Here is a 17,965-nt window from a genome sequence, read left to right as displayed (position 1 = left end):
ATCCGTGTCGAGACCAACACAGTCCCTTGGCCGCTCGATAGAACCGTGTCGGTGTCGACACCGCTCGTGAGTGCTCGCGGCTCAACCAGCGGCGCGAGTCGCCTGCACGATCGTGATCGGGCCGAACCGGTGGTCGATGTGGTCGACCTCGCGGGCGTCGGTGAACCCGGCGGCGGTCAGCAGGCTGACGATCCCGTTGTCGAGGTTGCGCTCGGTATAGGCGTTCATCCCACGGTGGCGGCGGCTCCCGTGCTGGTGGTTGTGGCCGTGGTCATGGCCTGGCCCGTGGTCGGGGGCGCCGAAGTCGACGATGGTGACCCGCCCGCCGGGCCGCAGGATCCGGTGAGCCTCTCGTCCGAACCCCTCGCGCCCGGCGTCGTCGACGTGGTGAAGCGCGAGCGAGGAGACGACGTGGTCGACGCTGCCGTCCTCGGGCAGCAACCGGTCGGCGTACCCCTGCACCAGCGAGAGACGTACGCCTCGCCGACCCGCCTTCCGAGCGGCGATCCGCAGCGCGCCGGCGTCAGGGTCGTGCCCGGTGACGACGGCTCCCGGGACGGCACGAAGCACCGAGAAGGAGAGGTTGCCGGTGCCGCAGCCGACGTCGAGCACCGTTTGCCCAGGCGAGATGCCGGCGAGCTCGACCGTCCGGTCGTGGAGCGCGCGCACGCGGGCGAACCGGGTGAAGAGGTCGTAGAGGGGAAGGAGCCAGGTGCGGCCCATGCCGGGGAGGAACGGGCGGTCCCGTTCGCCCTCGGCGCGGCCGTCGATGATCTGTATGGTGGTCATAGCTCCACGATGGGACATCTTGCGGATCTACAGTGGGAGGGAAGTCGGTCGACATGGGACGTTCTTCGGATTCGACCTCGGTGCTCGCTCGAGCCGTGCGTACCGTGCGCGCCGACGGCACCCCGGTCTACGCCTGGGACCAGCGCCCTGGCAGACCTGCCGTCAGGGTCGTACCCCTCGATCCCGACTGCGACACCGAGCACCTGCCGCCCGACAACCGGCACGCCCACGACTTCTGGATCCTCGCCTACGTCGAGCGCGGCGGCGGCACCGTCGACCTCGACGGCGAGCAGGTGGCGCTGCGCGACGGCGAGGTCCACGCGGTGGCTCCCGGCGAGGTCGTCGCCTCGGAGTCGCTGGCCGAGCTCACCCACGCGCGGGCCTGGTCGGTGGCGTTCACCCCCGACGCCATCCCCTCCCTCGCCTCCATCTCCCCACTCACCTGGGCCCACCACCCGCTGCTGGCCCTCTTTGCCGCCGACGGCCGCCTCGGCATGGTCCCCGAGGCCGAGCGCCCCCGCTGGCACGCGTGGCTCACCGAGCTCGACGACGAGCTACGCCACCCCGAACGCCTCGGCTCCCACGACGCCGTCACCGCGATCCTCACAAACCTCCTGGTCGCGTCGGCGCGGTTGGCCCCCAGCGCCCCCATCGCCCCCGACCCGCTGGTCAGCCGCGTCTTCGACGAGATCGAGAGGACGTACGCCACCAAGGTCTCCGCCGGCGACCTCGCCCGCACCCTGGGCTACACCCCAGGCCACCTCACCACTGTCATCCGCCAACGCACCGGCCGCACCCTCCTCGACTGGCTCACCGAGCGCCGCCTCACCGAAGCCCGCCGCCTCCTCCGCGAAACGGATCTGCCCTTGTCGGTCATCTCCACCCGAACCGGCCTCACCGACCCCGGCTACCTAGTACGCCGCTTCAAGGCCCGCTATGGCACCACCCCCGACCGCTGGCGTCGGGAGGCGTAGGACCAGCGCGATCCGGATCCGCCGCCCGTGCGGCGCGGACGTTCGATCTGAGCTGTCGACACGCGGGCCACCACCGTTTAGCGCTCGTACGCGCGTCTGAGATCTCGTCGGCCCGCCACCAGCCCTCGGGTTCCGGGGATACGCTGATCGGGTGCGTGGTGCTGGGGATCGATTCACCGTGGGTGAGCGCGTCGCGTTCTATCGGCGCAGACGCGGACTGACCCAAGGTGTGCTCGCTGGTCTTGTAGGCCGGTCCGAGGACTGGTTGAGCAAGATCGAGCGCGGTGAGCGGGAGTTGCGCAAGGTCGATCTGCTGGTGGAGATTGCTGGATATCTCAAGGTGACCGTCGGCGATCTGCTCGGGCAGCCGGTGCTGCTGGAGGACGAAGATCCTGAAGCGCAGGACATTCCCGCAGTTCGAGACGCGCTGATGTCGCCACGGAGGTTGTCGCGGGTGCTGTTTGCACGTCGAGGCGACACGGCCGTTGTGCCACGTCACGTCGCGGTTTTCGCCGAGCAGACATGGAGTGATTTCCAGTCCGGCAGGATCGGGCTCGTTGTCAAGGCTCTGCCTGGCCTGATCGAGTCGGCGCAAGCCTTGGAGGAGCTTGACGAGCCAGCATCGCGATGGGCGGTTTCGGCGCGGATCCATCACCTTGCGGCGTCGACGTTGAGCAAGATCGGCGAAAGTGACCTCGCCTGGCTGGCGGCCGAGCGGGCGATGCACGCGGCCGATCGATCCGCAGATCCACTTGTGCTGGCATCTGCTGCACGCGCCGGGACACATGCACTTCTTGCAGCCGGGCGCTATGAAGAAGCCATCGAACTGGGCAGCTCGGCGGCGGAGTGGCTGAGGCAAGACATGATCGCTGACGATCCGAGCGCGATCAGCCTCCTCGGGATGCTTCACCTTCGAGTCGGTGTCGCTGCTGCACGGCACGATGATCGGTCGACAGCGAACGATCATCTGCGGCTGGCCGAGGAGCTCGCCGACATTCTTGATGGGGATGGCAACTACTGGCAGACCGCGTTCGGTCCGACGAACGTCCGTCTCCACCAGGTCTCGATAGCCCTGGATCTAGGAGACGTGGCGTACGTTGTCGATCACGCTGATGATGTCGACACGACGGCGGTGCCGGTTGAGCGTGGCGCCTGCCACCGCATCGACATGGCGAAAGCACTCAGTTTGGTCGCCGAGGACGAGCGGGCCCTGGCCTTCTTGTTGGAGGCTGAGGGGCAGGCGCCACAGTTGGTCCGGCATAGTGCGACCGTCCGTCAGACCGTCAAGGCTCTGCAGCGCCGTGCCCCCTCGACCGGGCAGGCATCGTCGCCTCTGATGGCTCTCGCAGAGCGATGCCGGGCGGTCGGATGAGTGTTGTCGCCGTTGTCGGCTGTGCGGCCGGAGGTTTGGAGACGTTGCTCGATGGTCTCGTGCGCCCCCTGATCGAGGAGGGACACATCGTCCCTGTCGTGGTCACGCCCGCGGCGTACGCGTGGCTCGTCGACATCGGCCACGACGCAACGATCGCAGAGGTGACAGGACTGCCGTTGCGATCGGCTGCGCGCCTACCGCGGGAGCCGAGTCCGCATCCGGCACCTGATGTGCTGGTAGGTGCACCGATGAGCGCCAACAGCGTCGCGAAACTCGCTCTCGGCATAGGAGACAATCAAGCGCTCACGCTGCTGTGTGAGAACCTCACTGTCCGGCCGACCGTGATCTTTCCGAGAGTCAACGCGGCGCACGCGAGACAACCCTCCTGGGCCGGCCACCTTGCCGCCCTGCGATCGGCCGGTGTCGACATGGTCTATGGCGAGGATGTCTGGCCGCTTTACGAACCACGCGAAGCGCCGTCGGGGCGTGGGCTCCCGTGGAACGCGGTGCTGGCCCGCACCAGGGCGTTGTTGTCAGCCTGACCTGCGATGACGATGCCCGGACAGTTTGTCCGGGTCCAAGAACTCGCACGGCAGTTTGATGTTCTCACCGCCGCCGCACGGAGCGGCAGCGTGAGAGGAATGCCATGTCCACGATCACCGATTTCTCGGCCGCCAGACGTCCATCAAGTGCGAGGCCCGCGCGCGGGCGACGAGCTGGCCGCCCGCGGCATACGGGCCAGAGCGCATCGACCGCACCGCGTGACGACATCCTCGACCACGCCGCTCGCCTGTTCACCACCCGCGGTTACGCAGGCACGTCCACCCGCGACATCGCCGAAGCCGTCGGCATCCGACAGTCGTCCCTCTACTACCACTTCGCCGATAAAGCCGAGATTCTCAGCGAACTCCTCGACCAGACGATCCGCCCCACCATCGACAAGGTCGAGGAGATCGAGAGTCTCGCCGCCGAGCACGGCTGGGAGACCGTACTGTACGTCCTCGTACTCGTCGATGTACACACCCTTGCCGTCGCGCCCCACAACGCTGGGATGCTCCCCAGGCTGCCGGATGTCACCCGTCAGCCGCTGTTCGATCGCTCCAAGACCGTACGCCGTGAACTCATCGACGCCTACGACCGCATCGCCTCACGCTTCGCTGACCGCAGCGACCACGACCTCCACCTCGGCAACGTGCTCCTCCAGCTCGTCGAAGTCGTCATCAGCATCCGCCGCTCCGGTGACACGTTCACCGACACCAGATGCCACGCCATCGCAGCCTCAGCACTCCGTATCTGCGATGTGCCCGAAGAACAGATCTGGACCGCCGCTCTCACCGCAGAGCGCGTGGTCGGCCAGTTCACCTAGTCTCCCGGCCGGGGCGCTCCGATGGGGACTGATCGTGGGGTTCGTTGGCCCTGCTGATGTCAGCGTCTGAGCACAAACTGCTGAAATTCCTTCCAAGTGTCGGGTTCGTTACTAGTCTCGGCAGAGTGGAGCGAACTGGGATGCGAGGCGTGCGGTCGGGCGAGACTGTGGGGCGACCGAGTGAGTCGAGCGCTGAACGCGTCAGCATCGTGCCTGGTGTGTCGATCCTGGGAGTCCTCGGTCACCTGAACTACGAACCGTGGTTTGCGCTGGCTGAGTACGTCGATAATGCGATCCAGAGCGCCTCGAAGTCGTTCGCGCAGATCGTCCGCGTCGAGCCGAAGTACAGGCTGCGCGTTGACATCGACTACCAACGCGAGAATGGCGGTCGCATTGTCATCGCAGACAATGCCGGCGGGATTGCCCATCAAGACTTTCCCCGCGCTTTCAAGGCAGCCGAGGTGCCATCGGATCGAACCGGACTGTCCGAGTTCGGCATGGGTATGAAGAGCGCCTCGATCTGGTTTGCACAAAACTGGCGGGTCGTCACGACGAGCATTGGCGATCCAACGGAGTACTCGATCGAGTTCAACATGGAATCGGTTCTGCGTGACCAGGTAGAAGATCTGATCGTCACTACTCGACCCTCGCCGCCGGACGCGCACTACACGCGGATCGAGCTCTGGGACCTCAACCAGTTCCTTCCCGGGCGCACCATGGGCAAGGTGCGGGACCACCTGAGGGAGATCTATCGCGGGTTCCTACGAGACGACCGCCTGATCCTGACGGTCGCGGGGCAGAACATGGAGTACGAGGAGCCGCAAATCCTCCGCGCCGTCGACGTTCGCTCCGAGGCCAACCAGGATCTCTCCAAGGAGCCGAAGGAGTGGCGCAAGGAGGTCGACTTCGCCTTCGGCGACGACGTCAAGGTCGCCGGGTGGTGTGCGATCCGAGCCGAGGGCCGAACCAGCGGCAACGGACTCTCCCTCTTTCGGCGTGGGCGAGTCATCGTCGGAAGTGGCGAGTCGCCGTACCGCCCCACTCGCATCTATGGAGGCGGGAACTCCTACAGGTCTCAGCGCCTCTTCGGCGAGCTCGAGATCACCGGACTGCCGGTCAGTCACACCAAGGATGGATTTCAGTGGCACGGACATGAGGAGGAGTTCGAGGAGAACCTGCGCGCGGTCCTCGATTCCGAGCCCTTGCCGCTGCTAAAGCAGGCCGAGCACTATCGCGCGCGGCAAGCCTCCAAACAGGAGCAGAAACGAATCCGCGAGGCGACCGAGAACACCGCAGACGTGGTCGAGCGTGAGCTGCCAACCGCGCTGGCCGAAGTCATCAAGGACCCGGCTGACTCGCCCGTTCCTTCGGATGCCGACACATCGGAGGACGACGTCGGTGACGTGGAGAGAGAGTTCTCGTTCGACCACCAGGGCCGCACGTGGACGCTCCGGATGACCGCGTCCTCCCGACCCGGCGAGGCTCGCTGGCTCGTGCGGCACGTCGAGGCTGAGCCACGGACTGGGGATGTAACGGCGCACGTGGTTCTGAACACGGCTCACCCGTTCCTCAAGCAGTTCGCACTGGGCAGCACCGACGCGATCGAGGCCGTGCTCCGGATAGCGGTCGCAATGGTCGTCTCTGAAAGCGTCCTCAATTCATCAGGTGAGGGTGAGATCGCCGGAACCTTCATGCGTCAGGTCGAAACGCTGCTGAGCGGCGCACTGGCGAAGCGGCTGAGGAGCGACGCTTGACCGGCCCGACGATGTCGCCGGCAAGTGCGGCCGACAAGATGCCGACCGTTGCCTCAGGGGATACCTTCGCCGGCTTCCTTAGCGAGGTCGTTCGGCCTGAGGCGCGGCCGGCAGTTCGGGCAAGTGCGGTTGAAGTCCTGCGCGGTGCGCTGGCAGCAGGGCCGAGGTCTACCGGTTTGGTCGTAGGCCGGGTCCAGTCCGGAAAGACTTTGTCGTACGAAGGCGTCATCTCTCTCGCCCGCGACAATGACTTCGCGGTCGTGATCGTCATCAGCGGTATCTCGAACCCGCTTCTGGCGCAGGGCCAGCGGCGACTCAAGAAGGACCTCAACGAAGCGTCGCCGGCCGGGTGGACGTTCCTCGACCCTGCGGACAACCTCCAGCCGTCGGACCACGTTGAGCGGGAACTTGTGCGTGTGAAAGCGAACTGGATGAATCCTGCAACGCCGGCTGCCTACAAGGAGACCGCTGTTGTTGTCGTCCTCAAGAACTACACCCGAATCGCAGATCTCGCTGGAGCGCTCGAACGAGTAGATCTCTCAGCTCTCCATGTCCTGATCGTCGACGATGAAGCTGACCAAGCCAGCCTCAACACATTGGTTCGGCGTGGCCGAGAGTCCTCCACGTACTCCAACTTGCAGGCGCTGCGGCAGGCAGTGCCAAATCACTTCTATCTCCAATACACGGCGACTCCACAGGCGCCACTGCTCATCGCAATCGACGACGCGCTATCGCCCGATTACGTCCGGGTGCTCGAGCCGGGCGAGGGCTACACCGGAGGCGAGGTCTACTTCGGTGGCAGCGAGCCATCCCAGCACGTACATGTCATCGACGCCGCGGACCTTCAGGCGGCGAGCAATCCGAACGGTCCACCACCCTCCGGATTGCGTCAGGCATTCCTGCTCTTCCTCGTAGGAGCCGCGCACGTTGTTGCCGGTGGACGGCCAGAGACGAGGTCGATGCTGGTCCATCCATCGCGAGGGACAGCCGACCAGGGCACCTTTGCCACCTGGATCCGCGACATGAAGACCACATGGCAGGACCGTCTCGAGCATGCCGGTGACGCCGACCCCGTCAAGCTTCGCGGCGACTTCCGGACTGCTTGGGAGGATCTCAAGAAGACGTATCCCGAGCTTGTGGACTTCAAGAGTTGTTGGCAAGCGCTCGGATTCGTTCTCAACAACCTCGATGTCACGGAGGTCAACACTCGACTCGGTCAGACGCCTGTCATCCAATGGATAAGGACCAAGTTCTACGTGCTCGTCGGGGGCCAGGCGATCGATCGAGGCTTCACGGTCGAGGGTCTCACGGTGACGTACATGCCGCGGGGCGCTGGCATGTCCGTCGCAGACACCATCCAACAGCGCGCCCGGTTCTTCGGATACAAGGCCGCGTACCTAGGACTCTGTCGTGTTTTCCTCGACGCGGACGTGCGAGACGCCTTCGTAAACTACGTGCACCATGAACGAGACATGCTCGAGTCACTGAGAGCGATTCAGGACGGCTCCGAGACGCTGAAGGAGTGGCGGCGGAAGTTCCTCCTAGACCCCAGCATGCGGCCGACCAGGGCGTCGGTGATCGGGATGCCGCTAACTCGAGTCGCGATGGCTGACAAATGGATCACTGATCGACAGCCAGTAAGAGTGGATGCCCCCGCGCTCGACGACAACGTCAGGACGGCCGAACGGATCCTCCAAGGCGTCAGTTGGAGTCCCGACCCTTACGGCCATCGGCGCGCGTACACCTCACCGCACGTCGCGCTGGAACTTCTCGAGGCCGCGACGCCGCCGTCGTGGCTGGGCGACGGACAAGCGCAGGCGCTGTCGCTCGCGCTCGCGCGTCTCTCCGACGAACCCGGGGGCGATCACTCGATAGCCGTCTACTGGATGAGGCCCGGCGAGCCGGGCCGCCGGCAGGAGACAGCTGGAGGAGGAATCCAGATCTTCCAGGGACGCTCTGGCGATTATCCGGGAGATCGGAGAATCGGCGCGGATCACCATGGCATCGCAGTTCAGTTACATCGGGTGGCGGTTGAGTCGCGCGACCGCGAGCCTCTCGGGCGCTATCTCGTGACTGCATGGCACGTTCCGAGCTCGGCTGCTAGTGGGTGGATCATCGAGGTCGGGTCCTAGTGTCAGTAGACCGGCGCGCCGAGTTGCGTGACGCGATGGCGTCCGGCTCTGAAAGGGCTTCTGCGGAGGGCCTGCTCGATCAGACTCTCGCTGTCAGCGCCATTGCAACGGAGGCCGGCGACACCTTGGCGTACGCGGGCGGCGCGGCCAGCGGGGAGTACGTTGCCGCGATCGTGGCTCGCGCAGGGACCTCGAGTCCGGTCCCGGTGCGAATGGCTGCACTGAGTGCCGAGTTCGGTGTCCGGTATCGCCTTGACGATGGGATCACACAGCGGACGATGCGGGTCTCGGTGATTCGCTGCCGCAGCGTTGATCCCGAAGTACAGACCTTGTTCGCTTCGTTCATCCACGAACTGCTTCTCGCGCTTCCAAGCGACCCGGCCGAGACTGATGTTGCTGACGAACTCGCGCGGTGGCTTGGCCTGTTCTGGAGGCTTCAGGCTCCGCCAAGAACCGACGTGGTGGGCTTGGTCGGCGAGTTGACGTTGATCGGCGCCGCCAGGCGACCTGAGGCTTGGGTTCGCGGGTGGCACAGCGTGCCGACGAGCACCATCGACTTCGTGCTGACACAGCCGCCTGTCGAGGTCGAGGTGAAGGCGACCCAGTCCGCCACGCGAGCCCACACGATCTCTGCAGACCAGGCGTTCAGCTCGGGGAACCGCTACTTCGCCTCCGTTCGGGTCGAGTTGCGTGAGAGTGGGATGACCATTGGCGACTTCGCTCGAAGGATCGCGGACGGCCTAGGTGCCAGTCAGGATCGAGAAGCGTTCTGGGCGATCTTGGCGGCGGAGTGCGGGGCGTCGTTCGGAGAGTTCATGGCGGAGCGGTTCATCGCAGACGTGAGCGACCGGAGCCTCGAGTTCTTCAGGCGGGAGGACGTTCCACGGCCAGAGCTCGGATACCCGCTGCCTCCCGACGTCTCGGGTGTGACCTTCCGATCTGACTTCTCAGCCTCACCCTCACAGGGCCCGGATGACTTCTTCGCAGAATTGGGACTGTGATCTCTGATCTGCGCCTTACGGGTTACGAGGCTGCGACGCTGGTCGAGACCAACGGAACATCGATCCCCAGCGACTCCAGGATGGACGTGCCGGCCGGTCCGCATGCAGCGATGTCATCGGCGTTCTTCTCAACGAATGCCTTGAAGACGTGTCGTACCACGCCGACGTTGACGGCATTGCCCATCTGCTTGTAACTCGCGCTGTCGGACTGATCGGCGAACGAGAACGTTGCCGGATCGAATCCCTGCAGCCGAGCGGCCTCGAGTGGAGTCAGCCGGCGACGACGCGGACCGAAGATCGGCGTTTGGCTCATGGCCACAAGCGCCGGTGCATAGGTTGCCTGTTTGACGCGGATGCCGGACGGCCTGAATTGCATCAGGTGCTTCCACAGATTCCGCTCGCCTGAACCGGCCTGCCACTCAAGCTTCCTGCGGGACGCCGGAAATCTGGAGAGTGGAATCTCTCGATCCCTTGATCGCCACGCATCGATTGCGCCGCGGTGTGCCAGGTAGAAGTCCCGGTTCTGTTCGACGAGTCGCTGCTTCCAGGCCGGCATCGTTCGAAAGCCGTTCGGGCGCCGCTCGTGCCACGCAAACTCCCACAGCGGAAAGCCAGACAATTTGGCATCGCCCAGCATCTGGAGCAACTCGTTCCAGGTGTCGATCCAGGCGATCTCATCGCCGCCGAGCTTGTAGCGGTGGATGTCAGCCGCCGATGGATCAGGTAGGAGCACGTCCGACTCGATGTTCCAATCACCTACGCGCCACCCTTGTTCGACTTCGTGGGGAACGACCGGGTCCAGATCGACCTCTGTCATCGCCCTGTCTCGACCGACCCAGACGCCGAGGATGTAGACGCGATCCCGAACTTGAGGAGCGCCGCCCGAATCGGGTGACAAGAGGTGCGGCGAGAAGACGGTGGGCCGACTCCCAACTCGGTACCCCGCCTCGCGTAGGCCCCGCAGGATGCGGGACCACGCCGCACTTTGGCGTGGTCCCGCGAGGTTGCGGACGTTCTCTAGCATGACGACCGGAGGCTGCTTGGCCGCCAGAATTTTCAGAATGTCCTCAAAGAGCGTGCCTCTGTCTTCGGCAACACCGAGTTGGCGACCAGACTTGCTGAAGGGCTGACATGGGAAGCCGCCCGTGAGCACCGAGTGGTCCGGGATCGTGTCCGGATGCTGCGCGAGCTCGCGGACGTCCTTCTCGGGCTTCAGGTTCCAGTTGTGCTCGTAGATCGCCGCAGCCTTCGGATCGATCTCGCAGGCTTGAACGGCTCGCCCGCCGAGGCCGTCCAGGGCAGCATGAAACCCGCCGACGCCAGCGAAGTAGTCGACGAAATCGAACATGGGGCAAGCTTACGGGTAACCACCGACAAGTTGGCGCAGAACCCGCGACCATGCCTTCAGAATGTGACCTAACCATCACTGAGATGCGACGTCACGAGGCTCAGGCGTGGCGACGGGATGGTTCCTGAGTCGTTTGCAAGACGGCCGCGGGTCTGTGCGGCAACCTGGTTGACATGGGCAGTAGTCCGTGGAACGACGAAGAGATCGGGGTGACGGTTGACGTCGACTTCAGAATGCTGACCCTCGAGCTCGCGGGCGAGAACTACACCAAGCCTGAGTTTCGAAGAGAAGTTGAGCGCGATGTCGATCGCTCGCCCGGCGCGATCGAGTACAAGTTCAACAGTGTATCGGCGATCCTCGATGAGTTGGGCTGTCTGGATCCCCAGCTACAAGCCGCTGCGCAACGTCCAGGATCGCTTACGGACCGTCCGCGAGCGCTTTGAGGAGGGCAGCGAACTCCGGGCCTTCGTGCTCATGGTGGTGGCTGACGGTGACGTCCCCCACTCCGAGATCGGCCCAGAGGTTGACCCGCCGAATGCTGACTGGCCAATGAGCCGGAGAGCGCGCCTTACTGTCCCCGACGTCAACTTGACCGCCATCGAGTCTTCCAGCTGGGCTCTCGGCCGCGCCGGCGAGGAATCCGTCGTTGCCGCTGAGCGAAAACCGTCTGACCGCCGCCGGTAGGGAAGATCTGGCGGTCGAGGTCCGACACGTTTCGGTCGGCGACGGCGACGGCGACGGCCTCGGGTACGACATCCAGTCCTTCCAGGGACCCGCCGGCGAGCCGGTCTTTATCGAGGTCAAGACGACCGCGGTACGGCAAGGAGGTGCCCTTCGACATATCTGCAACCGAGGTCGAGGCATCCATCGACCGGGGCCGACCTACCGGCTGTGGCGCCTCTACCGCTACGGCAAACCGGACACTGGTCACTATCGGTTGCCAGGTCCGCTGACGCAGTGCGCATGCCTCAGACCAGACTCCTATCGCAGGTTGCCCTCAGTCGGATCCTGACCCCGGACGGCTGTAACAACGGTCGCTGCGACCGACTCGGGATCCTCATGCTCCCAGAAGCGGAGGACGGTCCATCCAGCGTCCTTCAACCGCGTACTCGTGTCGATGTCACGGGCCACATTGCGCGCCAACTTCTCCGACCAATAGGTCGCGTTCGCTCGGGCAACGGTCCGATGCTCCGGGCAGGCATGCCAGTAGCAGCCGTCGATAAAGACCGCGACGCGCTGCTTGGTGAAGACGATGTCGGCTGTCCGTCGTAGTGATGGCTCGGGTCGGTAGTCGACCCGGTAGCGAAGTCCAGCGGCGTGCAGGAGGCGCCGAACTGCCAATTCGGGCGAGGTGTCGCGCGACTTGTTGCCCTGCATGACCCTTCTGGAGGCTGGGCTGCTTGCCCAGCTTTCGTACTCCGGCACAGACCCATTTTGCGAGGAGTAGTCAAGGCCTGTGGATCGGCGAGTTTCATGCAACTGCGGGCTCGCCTCCGGCCTGTTGCTCCTGTGACTGATGTGACTCCTTGGCGTCGCTGCTCGTCGGGCTAACGCTCGACCAACTTGCCCTTCTCGAAGCGTGCGCGCCGGCTTGTAGCAAAGGCAAAGAGCCGTACATGGAAGCGGCGAGGCCCTGACCTCTTACTGAATGTCGGATATGGGGCTGTGCGTGCGACCGGCCAACCAGATCTCCCGGTGGCCGCGGGTGGACCATCCATCTCCGCCAGTGTGGTTCGCATACGCTGACTCATATGATCAGGGGGCCGCTGCGGGCGACGGTGAAGGATGTCGCGGCGCTGGCGGGGGTGTCGCCGAAGACGGTTTCGAACGTGATGAACGGGACGGTGTTCGTACGTCCCGACACGCAGGAGAAGGTGCTGGCGGCGGTCGAGGAGCTGGGGTTCGTACCGAACCTGAGTGCTCGGAGCCTGCGCAACGGCCGGACCGGGGTGATTGCGCTCGCGCTGCCGGATCTGGCGACAGCGTTCTCGGCGGACTTGGTGCACCGGGTGGTGCAGGTTGCGCACGAGCGCGGGATGACGGTCCAGGTCGCGGAGACGGCCGCGAAGCCGCGGCGAAGGGTGCGACTTCGTCTCGTGCGCCCGGGAAGGTCCTCGATAGCCGAGGCTGTTTGCCAGGAGGGCAGCATTCGCAAGGGCGGATACTAGAAGCCCGCTGAGATGTACAACAGGAAGCGGCTGAAACGTACAGTAGGGGCTGCCGGTCTGCGAGGTCGATGGCCCAGGCCGCTTGCGCGTCGGCTTCAGCGAGCACTTCGTCCCGTACCGACCTGGTCGGGGCCGAATGCCTGGCAAAGTCGATCGAGGCGGAACCGCCGCAGCCTGGGGCGAGGGTCCTTGACTGGACGGAACTTGACGCGACGGTGACAGGGCCACCCCACGCGCGGTAGCCATCTCACACGAGTTGGTCGTCCGGGGAGCACTGCGCGGTAGCTCGGGCGCGGCGTACCTAGTGGGCGGCCCGGTGGCCGCGTGTGATCCACACGCCGACCAGGATGCCCAGCAGGTAGCCGATACCCGCAGCGACGAGCATTGTCGTGCTCATCGCGATGGCGGCTTTCGGGACTTCATGCTTCCCATTGGCACTCGTGATCGTGCCGTGGTCGGCCGGCGGAGGGAGGGATCCTCCGAATCGGGGAGATGGCGACCCTTGCCAGGCGGATTGCAACGACGGAATCGTTCCTGGTGACGATTCAAGACCGGCTGAAGGCCGTCTTCGCGGCAACAAGGAGCTCTATGACCCACGCACGTATCACCATCGACCGCGACTTCACGATCGCCGACGTACCCCGACGTCTCTTCGGGTCGTTCGTCGAGCACATGGGGAGGTGCGTCTACACCGGCATCTACGAACCCGGCCACCCGACCGCCGACGACCGTGGCTACCGCAAGGATGTGCTCGAGCTCGTCCGGGAGCTGGGGCCGACGGTGGTGCGCTACCCCGGGGGAAACTTCGTCTCCGGGTATCGCTGGGAGGACGGGGTCGGGCCGGTCTCCGAGCGGCCGCGGCGGCTCGACGGCGCCTGGCACACGATCGAGACCAACGAGTTCGGGCTGCACGAGTTCATGGGCTGGGCGCGTGAGGCTGGCGTCGAGGTGATGGAGGCGATCAACCTCGGTACGCGTGGGGTCGAGGAGGCGCGGGCGCTGGTCGAGTACGCGAACCATCCCGGCGGGACGTACTGGTCGGATCTTCGGCGGAAGAACGGAGCCGAGGATCCCTTCGACATCAAGCTGTGGTGCCTGGGCAACGAGCTCGACGGGCCGTGGCAGATCGGCCACAAGACGGCGCACGAGTACGGCCGGCTGGCGCAGGAGACGGCCAAGGCGATGAAGCTCGTCGACGACTCGATCGAGCTGGTCGCGGTCGGCTCATCGAACCGCTACATGGAGACGTTCGGGTCCTGGGAGCACACCGTGCTGACCCATGCGTACGACGAGATCGACTACATCTCGATGCACGAGTACTACCAGGAGAGATCGGGCGATGCGGCCTCGTTCCTGGCCGAGGCTGTCGGGATGGACGCCTTCATCGACGGTGTGGTGGCCACGATCGACGCCGTCAAGGCGGCCGGCAAGCACACCAAGCAGGTCGACATCTCCTTCGACGAGTGGAACGTCTGGTATTTCGAGGGGTTCGACGCCGACGACCAACCGGACCAGGCGAAGAAGGAGTGGCGCGAGCACCCGCGGCTGATCGAGGACGAGTACTCGGTCACCGATGCCGTGGTCGTCGGGACCCTGCTCAACAGCCTGCTGCGCCACGGTGACCGCGTACGCATCGCCAACCAGGCGCAGCTGGTCAACGTGATCGCGCCGATCCGCTCGGAGGAGGGCGGCCCGGCCTGGCGGCAGACCATCTTCTGGCCGTTCGCCCGGATGGCTTCCCTGGCCCGCGGGCAGATCCTCCGGCTGGCGGTCTCGGCCGACCAGATCGCCACCGAGAAGTTCGGTGACGTCGACGTCATCGACGCGGCCGCGACCTGGTCCGAGGCGGACGGTCGGGTCGCGCTCTTCGTCGCCAACCGAGGGCTCGACGAGGCCGCTGATGTCACCGTCGATCTGCGTGGCCTCGGGGTCTCGCGGGTGGCGAACGCCGAGGTGCTCACCATCCCGGAGGGCGGCGATCGGCACGCGTCCAACGTGGAGTCGGCGCCAGATCGAGTGGGGCTCGTGCAGCTTCGCGACGTAGGTGTCCAGGAGGGTGCCGTACGGCTGAACCTTCCGCCGTTGTCTTGGTCGGTCATCGAGCTCGAGGTGGCGGTGGTGTGACGGCCCGGGCGTAGCTCGACGCCTGGCCGGATCACACGGCGTCAGCGGCGCGTTCCGCCATGCTTTTACTAGACGATGACACTCTGTGAACCGTTCACAAAGTGTCATCGTCTAGTAAAAGGCCCGATTGCCGGGGTCTCCGGTGCGTCGTGGAGGTTTGCCTTGACCCTCAGTGGAAACGGACTCGTTCGGCTGGCGGAGCAGATCAGGGAGAAGGCAGGCGCCAGGTTCGTGCTCGGAATCGTCGGGCCTCCGGGAGCCGGGAAGTCGACGTTGGCGGAGCGGCTTCGGGACGTACTCAACCAGTCCGGGAACGTTGCGGTGGTGGCGCCGATGGACGGCTTCCACCGGAGCAACGCGGAGCTGGACGCGATGGGAGCGCGGGGGCGGAAGGGCGAGCCGGACACCTTCGATGCCGAGGGGTACGTCGCCGCCCTGCGACAGGTCCGGGAGCGGCATGGGCGGGTCGAGTGGCCGACGTTCAGCCGGGTCACGGACGAGCCCGTGCCCGGTGGCGTCGTGATCGAGGACGAGCCGATCGTGATCACCGAGGGCAACTACCTGCTGCTCGATGAGGGGCCGTGGAAGGACGTACGCGGTCTGCTGGACGAGGTGTGGTTCGTCGACGTCCCGGACGACGTCCTCGTGCCCCGGTTGCTCGAGCGGTTCCTCGCCGGCGGGAGGTCGCGCGAGGAGGCGGAGGCGAAGATCGCCGACAGCGATCTGCGCAACGCCGCGCTGGTGCGGGCGACGCGGGATCGAGCAGATCTCGTGCTGTGAGCCGTCAGCCCTCGGCGGTGGCGCAGTCGACGAAGAGGGCCATCAGCTCGGTGGCGTCGTCGGTGGTGAACAGGGTGTCGAGGGCGTGGTCGAGCTCGAGGCGACGGGCGTAGGGGACGGTGACGGCGTCGAAGCCGTTCGAGATCAGGATGCCGTTCATCATCAGCAGGGCGGTGCGTTTGTTGCCGCCTGGGTAGAACCGGGTCCGGGCGGCGGCGCAGACGTAGATGAGTGCCTGGAGCCACGGGTCGTCGGTCTCGGCAAGGTGTTGGCGCAGCATCGCGTATCGGGCTCGGAGGAGCTCGCTGCCATTGCGGCGCAGAGTGCCCTCGCCGCGGAACCTTCCGGCGTCGGGCGTCTCGTGGCGGGCGACGAGGCGGTTGAGCCGGTCGGACGTCGATTTGTCGACTCCGAAGGTGCCGTAGCCGACCAGGTCGCGGAGCGCGCCGTACGCCTCGCGGAGCGCCAGCACCTGCAGCTCCTCCGCGGTCCGGTGGCCACCGACGGAGACTCCGTCGAGGAGGGAGCGCACCTCGGGCAGGGTGAAGCTGTTGCCCTCGAGCCTCGCGGAGTTCCAGATCAGCTCGGGCAGCCGTGCGCGGAACCGACGCCAGGCGCCGTCGGTGTCGCTCGGGCGGAGGCGTGCCGTGTCGACCTCGGTCCACCAGATGCCGGTGTCGCGCAGCTGGTCCTCACGGTCGGGGACCGAGTGGTAGGCGTCATTCGTGACCGACTTGCGGGCGGCGTACGTCTCGGGGTCCGGGGCCCAGCGGGGCTGCTTCGTCACCATGTCCGGATCTCCTCGCGGGCGCGGTCTGCGGCCTCACCGCCGACCGAGATGGCGTCGATGGCGATCTGGATCGGAGCCGCGTAGACGATGCGGTCACGTTCGAACGTACCGAGGAACAGGTCGGGTTCGGCGGCGGCGATGACCACGGTGGCGCGGTGCGGGGCAGAGGCCGGGCGGAAGTTTCCGCCGGAGAGAAGGGGGCGGACCGCGCTCGGGTCCTCGCACCACAGCACCGAGATCCGGGGAACGGCCTCGTCGAAGGAGGGGAGCTCCAGGCCGGCCGCGCCGGATAGCGCCCATCGCTGGCCCGAGGAGTCGGCGGCCGAAGCGAGCCGGCCGACGGTCGCCTCCCCGCTGAGGCGGACGGCGCCCGGACGGTGGAGAACGCCCGAGGCGCGCGCGGCCTCCTCGATGATCTGGACCGGGTCGCCGTCGGTCCAGGCGTCGATCCGGCCGGCCCACAGAGCGATGTCGGCCTCCACGTCGGCTGGATAGTGCTCGTCGAGGATGGCCCGTGCCGCGGCAGCGGCTTCCGGGGAGGCCAAAGGCGAAGCGCTCATCGTCAGATCGAGACCGGCCGCGGCGGTGATGTCGTGGAGCGTCGAGATCGACGGACTGACCTGCCCGTTGAGGATCCGATGGACCGTCGACGCGGACACTCCGGCGCGCGCTGCCACCTGGCGCGCGTTGAGTCCCGAGCGCTCGATGCACTCGGCGATCAGCCGCCCGACGTCCGGTTCCATATATGCAACCCTAGGGCGATCTGTTGCATATATGGAACAGGCGCGACGGGCGTACGTTCTTCTAAGGTGTGCGCCATGACACGACCGATCACGCTGCTCGTCGAGGGAGAGTCGGACAAGGCTCTGGTGGAGGCGCTGGCGCCGCGCTACGGGGTCGACCTGGCAGAGCTCGGGATCGAGGTCGTCTCCATGGGCGGCGCCGGCAACGCGGGACGGTTCATCCGGGAGACGACCGCAGCGGGGCACCGGGTCGGCGGGCTCTACGACGAGGCGGAGGAGCACTTCGTCACCAACGCGCTCGGCCGCCAGCTCGGCGAGGACCTCTCCGGGCAGGGGTTCTTCGCATGCCGGCAGGACCTCGAGGACGAGATGATCCGGGCGATCGGCGCGGCGCGGATCGTCGAGATCCTCGAGGCCAACGGCGAGGGCGGCAAGTTCCGTACGCTGCAGAACCAGCCCGAGCACCGCGGCGAGGAGGTCGCCGACCAGCTGCACCGCTTCTTCGGCACCGCCTCGGGACGCAAGATCCGTTACGGCACGATCCTCGGCGAGGCCGTCGAGCTCGAGTCGATCCCGGACCCGCTGATCGGGCTGCTGACCTGGTGCTGGGGCTGAGCGCGTCTC

Annotated in this window: 18 protein-coding genes; 13 read left to right on the top strand and 5 right to left on the bottom strand. The window is 65.8% G+C overall.

Annotated features, from left to right (window positions below):
• Positions 1–81: 81 nt before the first annotated feature.
• On the bottom strand, positions 82–789 hold the full coding sequence (locus IEY84_RS02225) for a class I SAM-dependent methyltransferase (protein ID WP_183541820.1): 708 nt from the start codon (positions 787–789) through the stop codon (positions 82–84).
• 95 nt (positions 790–884) lie between these two features.
• On the opposite strand from IEY84_RS02225, the gene IEY84_RS02220 reads away from it, so the two are divergent.
• The 7 genes from IEY84_RS02220 (at position 885) to IEY84_RS02190 (ending at position 9,388) form a co-directional block, all read left to right on the top strand.
• Entirely contained in the window at positions 885–1,763 is an 879-nt protein-coding gene (locus IEY84_RS02220) for an AraC family transcriptional regulator (protein WP_229788234.1), read from the top strand.
• A gap of 178 nt (positions 1,764–1,941) precedes the next feature.
• On the top strand, positions 1,942–3,135 hold the full coding sequence (locus IEY84_RS02215; protein WP_221208436.1) for a helix-turn-helix domain-containing protein: 1,194 nt from the start codon (positions 1,942–1,944) through the stop codon (positions 3,133–3,135).
• Positions 3,132–3,677, top strand: a complete 546-nt coding sequence (locus tag IEY84_RS02210) for a flavoprotein (RefSeq protein ID WP_183541814.1) — start codon at positions 3,132–3,134, stop codon at positions 3,675–3,677. Before IEY84_RS02215 ends, IEY84_RS02210 begins: the two co-directional genes overlap by 4 nt.
• Positions 3,678–3,781: 104 nt before the next feature.
• Positions 3,782–4,501 (top strand): TetR/AcrR family transcriptional regulator, encoded by a 720-nt coding sequence (locus tag IEY84_RS02205; protein ID WP_183541812.1) that lies wholly within the window; start codon positions 3,782–3,784, stop codon positions 4,499–4,501.
• A 218-nt stretch (positions 4,502–4,719) separates the two neighbouring features.
• Entirely contained in the window at positions 4,720–6,255 is a 1,536-nt protein-coding gene (locus IEY84_RS02200) for an ATP-binding protein (RefSeq protein WP_183541810.1), read from the top strand.
• Positions 6,252–8,387: a Z1 domain-containing protein gene (locus IEY84_RS02195; protein WP_183541808.1), complete on the top strand. Its 2,136-nt coding sequence runs from the start codon at positions 6,252–6,254 to the stop codon at positions 8,385–8,387. The genes IEY84_RS02200 and IEY84_RS02195 overlap by 4 nt, the downstream gene beginning before the upstream one ends.
• Before the next feature lie 35 nt (positions 8,388–8,422).
• Positions 8,423–9,388 (top strand): PD-(D/E)XK motif protein, encoded by a 966-nt coding sequence (locus tag IEY84_RS02190; protein WP_183541805.1) that lies wholly within the window; start codon positions 8,423–8,425, stop codon positions 9,386–9,388.
• A 22-nt stretch (positions 9,389–9,410) separates the two neighbouring features.
• Here IEY84_RS02190 and dcm read toward each other — a convergent pair whose 3' ends face one another.
• Positions 9,411–10,736 carry a DNA (cytosine-5-)-methyltransferase gene (dcm, locus tag IEY84_RS02185; RefSeq protein WP_183541803.1) on the bottom strand — a complete coding sequence of 442 codons (1,326 nt, stop codon included), beginning with the start codon at positions 10,734–10,736 and terminating at the stop codon, positions 9,411–9,413.
• Between the two features lie 173 nt (positions 10,737–10,909).
• Here dcm and IEY84_RS02180 point away from each other — a divergent pair, with 173 nt between their 5' ends.
• Positions 10,910–11,179 carry a hypothetical protein gene (locus tag IEY84_RS02180; protein ID WP_183541801.1) on the top strand — a complete coding sequence of 90 codons (270 nt, stop codon included), beginning with the start codon at positions 10,910–10,912 and terminating at the stop codon, positions 11,177–11,179.
• A gap of 203 nt (positions 11,180–11,382) precedes the next feature.
• Complete coding sequence (locus IEY84_RS27050) at positions 11,383–11,748, top strand: protein NO VEIN domain-containing protein (RefSeq protein WP_183541799.1); 366 nt, start codon at positions 11,383–11,385, stop codon at positions 11,746–11,748.
• On the opposite strand, the gene IEY84_RS02170 is transcribed toward IEY84_RS27050, so the two are convergent.
• Positions 11,718–12,161, bottom strand: a complete 444-nt coding sequence (locus tag IEY84_RS02170) for a very short patch repair endonuclease (RefSeq protein ID WP_268244432.1) — start codon at positions 12,159–12,161, stop codon at positions 11,718–11,720. The two genes, IEY84_RS27050 and IEY84_RS02170, sit on opposite strands and share 31 nt — an antisense overlap.
• Positions 12,162–12,487: 326 nt before the next feature.
• On the opposite strand from IEY84_RS02170, the gene IEY84_RS26990 reads away from it, so the two are divergent.
• The 3 genes from IEY84_RS26990 to IEY84_RS02155 all read left to right on the top strand — a co-directional run bounded on the left by IEY84_RS26990 (position 12,488) and on the right by IEY84_RS02155 (position 15,808).
• Positions 12,488–12,904, top strand: coding sequence for a LacI family DNA-binding transcriptional regulator (locus tag IEY84_RS26990; protein WP_183541795.1), 417 nt, complete (start codon positions 12,488–12,490; stop codon positions 12,902–12,904).
• 588 nt (positions 12,905–13,492) lie between these two features.
• Entirely contained in the window at positions 13,493–15,028 is a 1,536-nt protein-coding gene (arfA, locus tag IEY84_RS02160) for an arabinosylfuranosidase ArfA (RefSeq protein WP_183541793.1), read from the top strand.
• Positions 15,029–15,190: 162 nt separating this feature from the next.
• The gene (locus tag IEY84_RS02155) at positions 15,191–15,808 is read left to right on the top strand and encodes a nucleoside/nucleotide kinase family protein (protein WP_221208434.1); all 618 of its coding nucleotides are present in this window, start codon (positions 15,191–15,193) and stop codon (positions 15,806–15,808) included.
• Between the two features lie 4 nt (positions 15,809–15,812).
• Here the strand turns inward: IEY84_RS02155 and IEY84_RS02150 are convergent, their stop codons facing one another.
• Together IEY84_RS02150 and IEY84_RS02145 are read right to left on the bottom strand one after the other, a co-directional pair.
• Positions 15,813–16,598, bottom strand: coding sequence for a Fic family protein (locus tag IEY84_RS02150; RefSeq protein WP_221208433.1), 786 nt, complete (start codon positions 16,596–16,598; stop codon positions 15,813–15,815).
• Positions 16,592–17,341 (bottom strand): helix-turn-helix domain-containing protein, encoded by a 750-nt coding sequence (locus tag IEY84_RS02145; RefSeq protein ID WP_183541789.1) that lies wholly within the window; start codon positions 17,339–17,341, stop codon positions 16,592–16,594. Before IEY84_RS02145 ends, IEY84_RS02150 begins: the two co-directional genes overlap by 7 nt.
• Before the next feature lie 75 nt (positions 17,342–17,416).
• Here IEY84_RS02145 and IEY84_RS02140 point away from each other — a divergent pair, with 75 nt between their 5' ends.
• Complete coding sequence (locus tag IEY84_RS02140) at positions 17,417–17,956, top strand: TOPRIM nucleotidyl transferase/hydrolase domain-containing protein (RefSeq protein ID WP_183541787.1); 540 nt, start codon at positions 17,417–17,419, stop codon at positions 17,954–17,956.
• The last annotated feature ends 9 nt before the right edge of the window (positions 17,957–17,965 follow it).

Origin of the sequence: Nocardioides albus, assembly GCF_014648255.1 — a bacterium.
Taxonomy (GTDB): domain Bacteria; phylum Actinomycetota; class Actinomycetes; order Propionibacteriales; family Nocardioidaceae; genus Nocardioides; species Nocardioides albus.
The sequence above is the reverse complement of the archived record's forward strand: the minus strand, read 5'-3'. Positions and strand labels throughout refer to the sequence as shown.